Source organism: Agromyces sp. NSFZ, from assembly GCF_056156205.1.
The window spans coordinates 2,406,880-2,419,340 of the sequence record NZ_CM149585.1 but is presented as its reverse complement, the minus strand read 5'-3'; the positions used below and the strand labels follow the sequence as shown (position 1 = coordinate 2,419,340).

13 protein-coding genes are annotated in these 12,461 nt (G+C 73.2%); all 13 read left to right on the top strand.

Annotation, left to right across the window (positions count from 1 at the left end):
• Positions 1–41 precede the first annotated feature (41 nt).
• The 13 genes from rpoZ to ACVFI9_RS11275 all read left to right on the top strand — a co-directional run bounded on the left by rpoZ (position 42) and on the right by ACVFI9_RS11275 (position 12,435).
• Positions 42–299 (top strand): DNA-directed RNA polymerase subunit omega, encoded by a 258-nt coding sequence (rpoZ, locus tag ACVFI9_RS11335; protein ID WP_056732021.1) that lies wholly within the window; start codon positions 42–44, stop codon positions 297–299.
• A gap of 11 nt (positions 300–310) precedes the next feature.
• A complete protein-coding gene (coaBC, locus tag ACVFI9_RS11330) occupies positions 311–1,564 on the top strand; it encodes a bifunctional phosphopantothenoylcysteine decarboxylase/phosphopantothenate--cysteine ligase CoaBC (RefSeq protein ID WP_474762330.1) in 1,254 nt (417 codons plus the stop codon).
• Entirely contained in the window at positions 1,561–2,754 is a 1,194-nt protein-coding gene (metK, locus tag ACVFI9_RS11325; protein WP_474762329.1) for a methionine adenosyltransferase, read from the top strand. Before coaBC ends, metK begins: the two co-directional genes overlap by 4 nt.
• Position 2,755: 1 nt before the next feature.
• Positions 2,756–4,714, top strand: a complete 1,959-nt coding sequence (locus tag ACVFI9_RS11320) for a primosomal protein N' family DNA-binding protein (RefSeq protein ID WP_474762328.1) — start codon at positions 2,756–2,758, stop codon at positions 4,712–4,714.
• A 37-nt stretch (positions 4,715–4,751) separates the two neighbouring features.
• Positions 4,752–5,678: a methionyl-tRNA formyltransferase gene (fmt, locus tag ACVFI9_RS11315; RefSeq protein WP_474762327.1), complete on the top strand. Its 927-nt coding sequence runs from the start codon at positions 4,752–4,754 to the stop codon at positions 5,676–5,678.
• Complete coding sequence (locus ACVFI9_RS11310) at positions 5,675–7,180, top strand: RsmB/NOP family class I SAM-dependent RNA methyltransferase (RefSeq protein WP_474762326.1); 1,506 nt, start codon at positions 5,675–5,677, stop codon at positions 7,178–7,180. Before fmt ends, ACVFI9_RS11310 begins: the two co-directional genes overlap by 4 nt.
• 9 nt (positions 7,181–7,189) lie before the next feature.
• Entirely contained in the window at positions 7,190–7,873 is a 684-nt protein-coding gene (gene rpe / locus ACVFI9_RS11305) for a ribulose-phosphate 3-epimerase (protein ID WP_474762325.1), read from the top strand.
• 9 nt (positions 7,874–7,882) lie between these two features.
• Positions 7,883–8,146, top strand: coding sequence for a phosphoribosyl-ATP diphosphatase (locus ACVFI9_RS11300; RefSeq protein WP_474762324.1), 264 nt, complete (start codon positions 7,883–7,885; stop codon positions 8,144–8,146).
• Positions 8,147–8,191: 45 nt separating this feature from the next.
• Complete coding sequence (gene hisG / locus ACVFI9_RS11295) at positions 8,192–9,031, top strand: ATP phosphoribosyltransferase (RefSeq protein WP_474762323.1); 840 nt, start codon at positions 8,192–8,194, stop codon at positions 9,029–9,031.
• 7 nt (positions 9,032–9,038) lie between these two features.
• Positions 9,039–9,800 (top strand): imidazole glycerol phosphate synthase subunit HisF, encoded by a 762-nt coding sequence (hisF, locus tag ACVFI9_RS11290; protein WP_474762322.1) that lies wholly within the window; start codon positions 9,039–9,041, stop codon positions 9,798–9,800.
• Between the two features lie 62 nt (positions 9,801–9,862).
• Entirely contained in the window at positions 9,863–10,204 is a 342-nt protein-coding gene (gene hisI / locus ACVFI9_RS11285) for a phosphoribosyl-AMP cyclohydrolase (protein WP_474766242.1), read from the top strand.
• A gap of 15 nt (positions 10,205–10,219) precedes the next feature.
• A complete protein-coding gene (locus ACVFI9_RS11280; RefSeq protein WP_474762321.1) occupies positions 10,220–11,743 on the top strand; it encodes an anthranilate synthase component I in 1,524 nt (507 codons plus the stop codon).
• Positions 11,740–12,435 carry a Trp biosynthesis-associated membrane protein gene (locus tag ACVFI9_RS11275; protein ID WP_474762320.1) on the top strand — a complete coding sequence of 232 codons (696 nt, stop codon included), beginning with the start codon at positions 11,740–11,742 and terminating at the stop codon, positions 12,433–12,435. Before ACVFI9_RS11280 ends, ACVFI9_RS11275 begins: the two co-directional genes overlap by 4 nt.
• Positions 12,436–12,461 lie beyond the last annotated feature (26 nt).

The following is a 12,461-nucleotide window of genomic DNA, read 5'->3' as shown; positions in this document are numbered from 1 at the left end:
GCGCACGAGGTGCGCTCGACATTCGTATGAAGGAGTCCTCCATGGCTGAGAAGCTGTCCGGCATCATCGATCCGCCCATCGACGACCTGCTCTCCAAGGTCGACTCGAAGTACCAGCTCGTGATCTTCGCGTCGAAGCGTGCTCGCCAGATCAACGACTACTACGCCGACCTCCACGAGGGCAGCCTGTTCGACAACGTCGGCCCGCTCGTCGACTCGTCGATCGACGACAAGCCCCTCTCGGTCGCGCTGCACGAGATCAACGAGGACAAGCTCCGCCTCCGGCCCATCGGCGACTGAGCACGGCACGGATGTCGCCGCTCAACGTCGTCGTCGGCATCACGGGCGGCATCGCGGCGTACAAGGCCGTCGGCGTCGTCCGCGCCCTCGTGCTCGCCGGGCATGACGTCCATGTCGTGCCCACCGAGGGTGCGCTGCGGTTCGTCGGCCGCCCCACGCTCGAGGCGATCTCGCGCAACCCGGTGCACACCGACCTCTACGAGGGTGTCGCCGAGGTGCGTCACGTGGCCATCGGCCAGGCCGCCGACCTCATCGTGATCGCGCCCGCGACGGCGAACACCATCGCCAAGCTCGCCACCGGCCTCGCCGACGACCTCCTCGGCAACACGGTGCTCGCGAGCGAGGCGCCAGTCGTCATCGCACCCGCGATGCACACCGAGATGTGGCGGCATCCGGCAACGCAGGCCAACATCGCCACCCTCCGCGCCCGCGGCGTCACGATCGTCGGTCCCGCGGTCGGGCAGCTCACGGGCGCCGACAGCGGCCCCGGTCGCATGGAGGAGCCCGAGACGATCGTCGCGGCGGCACTGCGACGCGTCGCGGCATCCGCCCGGCACGACCTGGCCGGGGTCCGCGTGGTGGTCACCGCGGGCGGCACTCGCGAGCCGCTCGACCCCGTGCGCTTCCTCGGCAACCGCTCGAGCGGCAAGCAGGGCGTCGCCATCGCCGACGCCGCACGCGCCCGTGGAGCCGAGGTCACCCTCATCGCCGCGAACCTCGAGGTCGCCGATCCGACCGGCTGCGACATCCGCCGCGTCTCGACGGCGCTGGAACTGCAGCAGGCGGTGACGGATGCCGCGCGCGGCGCCGACGTCGTCGTCATGGCCGCGGCGGTGGCCGACTACCGGCCGGCCGGCGTGAGCGAGACGAAGATCAAGAAGGACTCCAGCGACTCGGGGCTCACGCTCGAGCTCGTCCGCAACCCCGACATCCTCGCGGGCCTCGGCCACGCACCGCACGACGGCACGCTGCTCGTGGGCTTCGCCGCCGAGACCGAGGCCGACGACGAGCGGCTGCTCGACCTCGGCCGGGCCAAACGCGAGGCCAAGGGCGCCGACCTCCTGGTGGTCAATCGCGTCGGCTGGACCGAGGGCTTCGCGAGCGACGACAACCGTGTGGTCGTCATCGGACGGAGTGGCGACGTCGTCACACGAGCACACGGAACGAAGATGTCGGTGGCCGACGACATCCTCGACGTGGTTGTCTCGGAACTGGCGACCGCGGCCGCGACCGCCGACACGACGAAGGAACACGAGCCCACATGAGCGCACTCCGCCTCTTCACGTCCGAGTCCGTGACCGAGGGACACCCCGACAAGATCTGCGACCAGATCTCGGATTCGATCCTCGACGCCCTGCTCACGGTCGACCCGCGCGCCCGTGTCGCGGTCGAGACGCTCGTGACGACGGGCCTCGTGCACGTCGCGGGAGAGGTGACCACCTCGGGCTACGTGGAGATCCCGGCGATCGTGCGCGACCGCGTCACCTCGATCGGCTACACGTCGTCCGACGTGTGGTTCGACGGGCGCTCCTGCGGCGTCTCCATCTCGATCGGCGCGCAGTCGCCCGACATCGCACAGGGCGTCGACCACGCGTTCGAGGCGCGCGAGCGTGCGAGCGAAGACGCACTCGACATGCAGGGCGCAGGCGACCAGGGCATCATGTTCGGGTACGCGACCCGCGAGACGCCCGAACTCATGCCCGTGCCGATCTGGGTCGCGCACCGTCTCGCCGAGCGGTTGTCCGAGGTGCGCAAGCAGGGCGAGGTCGACTACCTGCGGCCCGACGGCAAGACCCAGGTGACGATCGGCTACGACGGCCAGGTTCCCCGCACCATCGAGACGGTCGTGCTGTCGACCCAGCATTCGCCCGCGGTCTCCACCGAGCAGCTCCGCGCCGAGGTCGAGGAGCTCGTCATCCGGCCCGTGCTCGACACCGTCGAACTCGCGCGGCCCGACCTCGCGGTGCTGATCAACCCCACGGGCCGGTTCGAGATCGGCGGCCCGCAGGGCGACGCCGGGCTCACCGGCCGCAAGATCATCATCGACACGTACGGCGGTGCCAGCCGGCACGGCGGCGGGGCGTTCAGCGGAAAGGACCCGTCGAAGGTCGACCGCTCGGCGGCGTACGCCATGCGCTGGGTGGCCAAGAACGCCGTCGCGGCCGGCCTCGCCGACCGGCTCGAGCTGCAGGTCGCGTACGCGATCGGCAAGGCGGCGCCCGTCGGCCTGTACGTCGAGTCGTTCGGCACGGCGCACGTGCCCGATGACCGCATCATCGCCGCGATCCGCGAGGTGTTCGACCTCCGGCCCGCCGCGATCATCCGCGACCTCGACCTGCTGCGGCCCATCTACGCGCAGACCGCGGCGTACGGCCACTTCGGCCGCGAGCTGCCCGACTTCACGTGGGAGCGCCTCGACCGCGTCGACGACCTGCGCGCCGCCGCCGGACTCTGAGATGCCGGGCGGCGCCGTCGCCAGGGTGCTCATCGACTCACCGCTTCCGCAACTCGACCAGCTGTTCGACTACGCCGTACCCGCTCGCCTCTCCGAGGTCGCGAAGCCGGGCGTGCGCGTGAAGGTGCCCCTCCGCACGGGCGGACGCATCGCCGACGGCTGGATCGTCGAATCGGCCGACACGAGCGAGTACCACGGCACGCTGAGCGAGCTCGAGGACGTCGTCTCCGAGGTGGCACTGCTGCGTCCTGAGGTGTGGGAGCTCGCGCGGACCGCGGCAGACCGGGCCGCGGGCAACGCGAGCGACGTCCTGCGTCTCGCCATCCCGAGCCGGTACGTGCGCGTCGAGCGAGCGTGGCTCGCGGCCGAGCGCGACCCGGGGCCCCTCCCGACCGACCTGCCCGGCATCCCGGGAGCCGAACCGGGCCGCCTCGAGACGGGCATCGCCGACGGCGCGCGGATGACCCTCGCCGCCGATCCCCGGCCGGTGCGCCTCCCCACCGGGGCATGGGTCGGCGCGTGGGCGGCCACCCTCGCCCAGGCGGCCGCGCACGCCCTGGCGGCAGACCGCTCGGCCCTGCTCGTCGTGCCCGACTACCGCGATCAGGAGCAGCTCGAGGCGGCGCTCGCGGCATCCGTCGACGAACGACGGGTGCTGCGAGCCGATGCGCGGCAGTCGGGCGGCGAACGGTATCGCGCCTTCCTCGAGGCGACGCGCGACGACGCCCGCATCATCGTGGGCAACCGCTCCACCGTGTACTCGCCGGCCGCACGGCTCGGGCTCATCGCCGTCTGGGACGACGGCGATCCGCTGCTCGTCGAGCCCCTGGCCCCGGGCGTGCACGCGCGCGACGCGGCGCTCATCCGGCAGGAGCAGTCCGGAGCGGCGCTGCTCCTGATGGCGCACACCCGCAGCGTCGAGGTGCAGCGTCTCGTCGAGGTCGGCTGGGTGCACGAGATCGCTCCGTCGCGACGCGTGCGGCCCCGCGTCATCCCCACCGAGCAGCAGGCGAACCCCGAGCCCGGGTCGGCGCGCATCCCCACGGTGGCCTGGCGGCAGGCGCAGGACGCCGTGCGCGAGGGACCCGTGCTCGTGCAGGTGGCCCGCCCGGGCAACGCGCCGCTGCTCGCGTGCGACCGCTGTCGAGAACCCGCGCGTTGCGCCGCGTGCGGCGGCGGGCTCGCGGTGCCCCGCGAGGGCGGTACCGCGCGTTGCGTGCTGTGCGGCACGAGCGCGAGCGGCTGGCGGTGCCCCGTGTGCGACGGCACCAGGCTGCGTGCGGTCACGATCGGCGCGAGTCGCACCGCCGACGAGCTGGGCCGCGCATTCCCGAAGACCCGCGTCATCCTCTCCGACGGCGAACGTCCCGTGCTGCGCGTCGGCCCCGAGCCCGCCCTCGTCGTCGCGACACGTGGCGCCGAGCCCATCGCCGACGGCGGCTACCGTGCGGTGCTCCTCCTCGACGGCGAGCGGATGCTCCTGCGCGAGTCCCTGCGCGTCGCCGAGGACTGCCTCAGGTGGTGGTCGAACGCGAGCGCACTCGCCGCGCCTGGTGCTCCCGTGTTCCTCGTGGGTGTCGCCGGGGCGCTCGCCACGGCGCTCAGCACGTGGCGACAGGCCGAATGGGCCGACGGCGAGCTCGCCGCACGGCGGTCCCTGCGGTTCCCGCCCGCGGTGCGGGTGGCAAGCGTCACCGCCGCCCACGTGGCCGTGGCGCGTGCCGTCGAGGCGGTGCGCGACCTCGACGGCGTCGATGTGCTCGGCCCCGCCCCGGCCGACGAGGAGGGTCTCGAGCGCGCGATCGTGCGATTCGACTACGCGGCGGGGGCGCGGGTCGCCCGAGAGCTCCGCGCCGAGATGATCCGCGTCGCCACGGAGCGGCGGCGGCCCGTCGCCGGTCGTCCCGTGCGACGTCCGCCGGTCCTCCGGGTGCGATTCGACGACCCCGAGGTGCCCTGATTCCGTGACGGCACCGGGCTGTCGGCCACAATGGAGTGTGCAGAAGCTCCGCCTCGTCTTCGCCGGAACGCCGGCCGCCGCCGTCCCCTCGCTCGAACGTCTCGCCGCGAGCGGCCACGAGGTCGTTGCCGCGGTGACCCGCCCGCCCGCGCCGCACGGCCGGAAGCGCGTGTTCACGCCGTCGCCTGTGGCGTCGGCGGCGCAGCGGCTCGGCATCCACGTGATCGAGGCGGCTCGGCTCGACGCCGACGCGACCGGCCGCATCGGCGCGCTGCGCCCCGACCTCGGCGTGATCGTCGCCTACGGGGGGCTCGTGCGCGAGCCGCTGCTCTCGGCGCCCGGGCACGGCTGGATCAACCTGCACTTCTCGCTGCTGCCCGCATGGCGCGGCGCCGCGCCCGTGCAGCACGCGCTCATCGCCGGCGACGCCGAGACCGGGGCATCCGTGTTCCGGCTCGTGCCCGAGCTCGACGCCGGCGACGTGTACGGCGAGCGACGTCGCGAGGTCGGCGCCGACGAGACCGCGGGCGACCTGCTCGAGGCACTCGCGACGACGGGCGCCGACCTGCTCGCCGAGGTCGTCGACGCCATCGCCGCGGGCACGGCCGCCGCGACGCCGCAATCGGGTGCGCCGAGCTTCGCGCCCAAGCTCGCGATCGACGACGCGCGCCTCGACTGGACGCTGCCCGCGGCGCGGGTGCGCGACCGGTTCCGCGGGGTGACGCCCGAGCCCGGCGCCTGGACCACGGTCGACGACCAGCGCGTCAAGGTGCTCGAGCTCGTCGATGCACCGGATGCCCCGTCGCTCGCGCCGGGGGAGGTCACCACGTCGGGGCGTCGCGTCCTCATCGGCACCGGAACGGATCCCCTCGAGCTGCGACGAGTGCAGCCTGCCGGGCGCACGGCGATGCCCGCCGGGGACTGGTGGCGCGGCGCGGGCCGCGACGGGGCGGTCGCGCGGTGAGCGGCACCGCACCACGGCGGCCCGCGAGCCAGGGCAGCGGCGGCCGGCGCGGCGCGAGCGCCGCTCGACGCGGCGCGACCGAACGCATCTCGCCCGCCCGCCTCGTGGCGTTCGACGTGCTCGAGGCGGTACGCGCCGACGAGGCGTATGCGAACCTCCTGCTGCCCGCGCGCATCCGGCGGGCGGGCCTGAGCCGGGCGGATGCCGCCCTCGCCACCGAGCTGACCTACGGCACGCTGCGGATGCAGGGGTTCTACGACCTGGTGATCGAGCTCGCCGCCGGGCGACCCACGGGTGAGATCGACCCTGCGGTGCTCGACGTGCTGCGGCTCGGGGCGCACCAGCTGCTCGCCACCCGCGTGCCGACACACGCGGCCGTGTACGAGCAGGTCGCGCTCGCGCGACGCGTCGCGCCCAAGGCCGCCGGCTTCGCCAACGCGGTGCTGCGCACCATCTCGCGCACGTCGCCCGAAGGGTGGCGCGAGCTCGTCGCCGAGGGCGCGGCCAACGACGACGAGCGCCTGGCGCGGCTCGAGAGCCACCCGGCGTGGGTGGTGCGCGCCTTCCGTGCCGCGCTCGAACGCGAGGGGCGAGCCGCCGAGCTCGGTGAGCTGCTCGAGGCCGACAACGCGGCACCTCGGGTGAACCTGGCCGTGCTGCCGGGCCTCGGCGCCGACACCGCGCGCATCGAGGGGTTCGAGCCCGACCGGTACTCGCCGATCGGTGGCACGGGTGCCGACCCCATCGCCGCGGCCGAGGCATCCGACGGGCTCGTTCGCGTACAGGACGAGGGGTCGCAGCTCGCCGCGCTCGCCCTCAGCCGAGCCGAGCCGGTGCGCGCGGGGGAGCGGTGGCTCGACCTCTGCGCGGGCCCAGGCGGGAAGACCGCCGTGCTCGCCGCCGAGGCGCTCGCGGGCGGCGCGATCCTCATTGCGAACGAGCTGGTGCCCGCTCGTGCCGAACTCGTGCGCAAGGCCGTCGCGGCCGTGCCGCTCGACGTCGACGTGCGCGTCGGCGACGGCCGCGAGGTCGACCCGGCCGCGCTCGGAGCTCCTGGCGGCTTCGACCGCATCCTCCTCGACGCGCCGTGCACGGGCCTCGGCGCGCTGCGCCGTCGCCCGGAGGCACGGTGGCGGAAGGCGCCGTCGGATGTCGCCGAGCTCACGCGCCTGCAGGGCGAGCTGTTCGATGCCGCGGTGCGTGCGCTCGCCCCCGGCGGCATCCTCGCGTACGTCACGTGCTCGCCGCACACCGCCGAGACGCGGGGCGTGCTCGCAGCCGGGCTCGAGCGTTGGAGCGGTCGCGTCGAGCCGCTCGACACGGAATCCGCCGCACAGGCGGTGTCGCGGCATCCGCTCGACCTCGCCGGCGGGCCGGGCACCGTGCAGCTGTGGCCGCACCGGCACGGCACCGATGCGATGTTCATCGCGCTCGTGCGCCGCACCGGCGGCGACGCGGATGCCCCGGTCGCCGCAGAGCGCCCCGCCGACGCGGCTCGGTAGGCTGGCAGCATGACGACGCGGATCAACCCGAGCATCCTCGCTGCCGACTTCGCGAACCTCGAGCGGGAGCTCGGGCGCATCGACACGGCCGACCTCGTGCACGTGGACGTCATGGACAACCACTTCGTGCCGAACCTCACCTTCGGGCTGCAGATGGTGCAGCGCCTGCAGGAGGTGTCGCCCGTCCCGCTCGACGTGCACCTCATGATCGACGACCCCGATCGGTGGGCGCCCGCCTACGCCGAGGCCGGCGCGTATTCCGTCACGTTCCACGCCGAGGCTGCGGGCGAGCCGGTCGCCCTCGCACGCCGGCTGCGAGCCCTCGGCGCGCGTGCGGGCATCGCCCTCAAGCCCGGCACCGACGCCGCGCCCTACATCGACCTGCTGCCCGAGTTCGATCAGGTGCTCGTGATGACGGTGGAGCCGGGATTCGGCGGCCAGGCGTTCATCCCCGAGACGATGCCGAAGCTCGCGCGCCTCGCCGACGTGATCCACGACGCGGGCCTCGACGTGTGGCTGCAGGTCGACGGCGGCATCACCGAGGAGACCATCGGCATCGCGGCCGCCGCCGGCGCCGATACGTTCGTGGCCGGCTCGCATGTCTTCAACGGCGACGTCCCAGCCGACCGCATCGCCGAGCTGAGGAAGGCCGTCGCCGCGCACCCGCACAGCCACGCCTCCGGTCACCGGTAGTCTGGACGGGTGAAGACCTTCGACGATCTCTTCGTCGAGCTCAGCGACAAAGCCCGCACCCGCCCAGAGGGTTCCGGCACCGTGCGCCAGCTCGACGCGGGCGTGCACGCCATCGGCAAGAAGATCGTCGAGGAGGCGGCCGAGGTCTGGATGGCCGCCGAGTTCCAGAGCGACGACGAGACCGCCGAGGAGATCTCGCAGCTCGTCTACCACCTCCAGGTGCTCATGGTCGCGAAGGGGCTCACGCCCGCCGACGTGTACCGACATCTCTGATCACGCCCCATGACCGATCAGACCAGTCGACACGAAAGCCAGGGAATGCTCCGAATCGCCGTGCCCAACAAGGGCTCGCTCGCCGAGACCGCCGCGCAGATGCTGTGGGAGGCCGGGTACACCGGCCGCCGCGACCCGCGCGACCTGCACACGGCCGACCCCCGCAACGGGGTCGAGTTCTTCTACCTCCGCCCGCGCGACATCGCGACCTACGTCGGGTCCGGTGCGCTCGACGTCGGGATCACGGGCCGCGACCTGCTGCTCGACTCGGGCTCCGAGGCGACCGAGATCGCGCCGCTCGGCTTCGGCGACTCCACGTTCAGGTTCGCCGGCCCCGCCGGCCGGTTCCACGAGCTCGCCGACCTCGACGGCGTGCGCGTGGCCACGAGCTATCCCGGGCTCGTGGGCGACTTCCTCGCGCAGCACGGCGTCACCGCGAAGCTCGTGAAACTCGATGGCGCCGTCGAGTCCGCTGTGCGGCTCGGGGTGGCCGATGCGGTCGCCGACGTCGTCTCGACCGGGTCCACCCTGCGCAAGGCGGGCCTCGAGATCTTCGGCCCGGTGATCCTCGAGTCCGAGGCCGTGCTCATCGGCTCGGGCGTCGAGCGCCCGGGCGCCGCGACGCTGCTCCGGCGCCTGCAGGGCGTGCTCGTGGCCCGCCAGTACGTGCTGCTCGACTACGACGTCCCCGTCGAGCACCTCGAGCGGGCCACCGCGGCGGCGCCGGGCTTCGAGTCGCCGACCGTCTCGCCGCTGCACGACCCCGAGTGGGTGGCCGTGCGCGTCATGATCCCGCGCGTCGACATGAACCACGTGATGGACGAGCTCTACGCGCTCGGTGCGCGCGCGATCCTCGTGAGCGCCATCCACGCGGCACGGCTGTGAGGCTCGCATGACGCTCGCCGTACGTGTGATCCCGTGCCTCGACGTGGCTGCCGGCCGCGTCGTCAAGGGCGTGAACTTCCAGAACCTGCGCGACGCGGGCGACCCCGTCGAGCTCGCCGCCCGGTACTCCGAGCAGGGCGCCGACGAGCTCACGTTCCTCGACGTCACCGCGACCGTCGATGACCGTTCGACGACCTACGACATGGTGCAGCGGGTCGCCGAGCAGGTCTTCATCCCGCTCACCGTCGGCGGCGGCGTGCGCTCACCAGAAGACGTCGCCCGGCTTCTCGGTCACGGCGCCGACAAGATCGGCGTGAACAGCGCGGCCATCGCGCGGCCCGCGCTCATCGCCGAGATCGCTGACCGGTTCGGCGCCCAGGTGCTCGTGCTGTCGCTCGACGTCAAGCGCTCCGACCGAACCGAGTCGGGATTCGTGGTGACCACGCACGGTGGACGCACCGAGACCGACCTCGACGCCCTCGAGTGGGCGCGCACCGCGATCGACCTCGGCGCAGGGGAGCTGCTCGTCAACTCGATCGACGCCGACGGCACCAAGCAGGGGTTCGATCTCGAGCTCACCGCGCTCATGCACGAGCTCGCACGCGTGCCGGTGATCGCCTCGGGCGGAGCGGGTTCGGTCGACGACTTCCCGCCGGCGATCGCCGCAGGCGCCGACGCGGTGCTCGCGGCATCCGTGTTCCACAACGGCGAGGTGACCATCGCCGAGGTGAAGGCCGCCCTCGCCGCCGATGGGAGGATCGTGCGATGACCCAGCCAGGAGACGAGGAACTGGAGCGCGACGAGGAGGCATGGTCGCCGGGCGCGTCGCCGATGGACCGCGCGACGTTCAACGCCGACGGGCTGCTGCCCGCGATCATCCAGCAGGAGGGCACCGGCGAGGTGCTGATGCTCGGGTGGATGGACCGCGAGGCCATGCGGCGCACCCTCACCGAGGGCCGGGTGACGTTCTGGTCGCGGTCGCGTCAGGAGTACTGGCGCAAGGGCGACACGTCCGGCCACGTGCAGTACGTGCGCTCGGCGGCGCTCGACTGCGACGCCGACACGCTGCTCGTCACGGTCGAGCAGGTCGGCGCCGCATGCCACACGGGCACTCGCACGTGCTTCGACGGAGACGTGCTCGAGGTCGCGCGGGGCGCGGCCACCACCGACTGAGCCGAGGAGATCCGCGTGCCAGGGTCCACCACCACGTTCGAGGAGTTCACCGGTCTCCTTCGGGGCCGACGCGTCGTGCCCGTGACGCGGGAGCTCTTCGCCGACGGCGAGACGCCCGTCGGCATCTACCGCAAGCTCGCCGAGGGGCGGCCCGGCACGTTCCTCCTCGAGTCGGCCGAGCAGGGCGGCATCTGGTCGCGGTACTCGTTCGTCGGTGCGTCCTCCTACGGCGTGCTGACCGAGCACGACGGACGTGTCGAGTGGCAGGACTACGGGCTCTCCGCCGAGCGCGCGCTCGGCGATGCCGCCGGCCTCGCGCCGCTCGCCGCGCTCGAGGCGCTGCACCAGCGCTGGGCCACCGAGGACGTGCCCGGTGCGCCGCCGCTCACGGGCGGCCTCGTCGGGTTCATCGGCTGGGAGGCGATCCGCCAGATCGAGTACCTGCCGAACCGGCCCCCGGCCGACTACCGGATGCCGGGACAGGCGTTCAGCTTCGTGTCCGAGCTCGTGGTCATCGACCACCGCACCGGCACCGTGCAGCTCGTGGCCTCCGTGCTCAACGACGGCGACGAGGCGCCCGAGGCGCTGTGGACCGGCGCGCAGGAACGCCTCGACCGGATGCAGCGGGCCCTCGCCCGTCCGTCCGAGGCGTGGCTCGCCGAGATCGACCTCGCCGTGCCGGCAGCGCCGCGCCACCGCACCGAGAAGGCCGACTTCCTCGCCGCGGTCGAGCGGTCGAAGGAGTACATCCGCGAGGGCGACATCTTCCAGGTGGTGATCTCGCAGCGGTTCGACCAGGAGGTCGCCGCGCACCCGCTCGACGTGTACCGGGTGCTCCGCAGCCTCAACCCGAGCCCGTACATGTACGTGCTGCACCTCGACGATCCGGCGGGCGAGCCGTACTGGATCGTCGGATCGTCGCCCGAGGCGCTCGTGAAGGTGCAGGACGGCCGCGTGTTCACGCATCCGATCGCAGGTTCCAAGCCGCGCGGCGCGACGCCCGAGGAGGACGCCGACCTCGAGGCCGAGCTCATCGCCGACCCGAAGGAGCAGGCCGAGCACCTCATGCTCGTCGACCTCGCCCGCAACGACCTCGCGAAGGTGTGCATCGCCGGGTCGGTCGAGGTGACCGAGTTCATGCGCGTCGAGCGGTTCAGCCACATCATGCACCTCGTCTCGAGCGTCGAGGGCGATCTCGAGCCCGGACGGAACGCGGTCGACGTGTTCCGGGCGACGTTCCCCGCCGGCACCCTCTCGGGCGCGCCGAAGCCGCGCGCCCTCGAGATCATCGACGAACTCGAACCGGCGCAGCGCGGCCTCTACGGCGGCGTCGTCGGCTACTTCGGCTTCGGCGGCGACGCCGACCTCGCGATCGCCATCCGCACGGCGACCATCTCGGGCGGCGTGGCCAGGGTGCAGGCGGGCGGCGGCCTCGTCGCCGACTCGGTGCCCGAGTCCGAGTTCCAGGAGTCGCAGAACAAGGCCGCGGCACCTCTGCGCGCCGTGGCCGTCGCGAACGCGCTTCGCAGGGTCGGGTGACCGTGCGCGCCGCCCGCATGAAGCTGCCCGCGATCCTGGTGTCGGTCGCCGGCGCCGGCCTCGCGCTGCTCTCGTGGAGCCAGACCTGGTTCGAGGTGGAGTTGGCGGATGCAGCGGCGAGCAGCACCGGCGAGATCATCACCGTGCCCGGCAGCGTCGCCTCGCCGGCCCTTGCGGCGCTCGGGTTGGCCGGCCTCGCCCTCGTCGCGGCGCTCGCGATCGCGGGCCCCGCGATCCGCGTCGTCCTCGGCGTCCTCGAGGTGGTGCTCGGCGGCAGCGTGCTCCTGGCCGCGGGTCTCAGTGCCGGCGACCCCGTCGGTGCGGTGTCGGCCGCGGTGACGGATGCCACGGGCGTCTCGGGTTCCGGCCCGACGGCCGAGCTCGTGGCCGCCGCGGTGCCCACTCCGTGGCCCGCCGTGGCGTTCCTCAGCGGCATCCTGCTCGTTGCCGCCGGCGTGCTCGTGCTCGCGACCGGTACGCGCTGGCCCGCCTCGTCGCGCCGCTACCGCGCGGCCCGCCTCGTCGACACCGCAGGCGGGACCTCCGGCGGCCGGCGCGAGCGCGCGGCATCCGACCGGGCCATCGACGACTGGGACGAGCTCAGTCGGGGCGACGACCCCACCGACGAGCCGACCGAGGAGCCGACCGTCGACCCGACCGACGAACCGCGGCCGGGCGACAGCCGAGGCTGAGGCAGCCGCTAGACTGGCGGACGAAT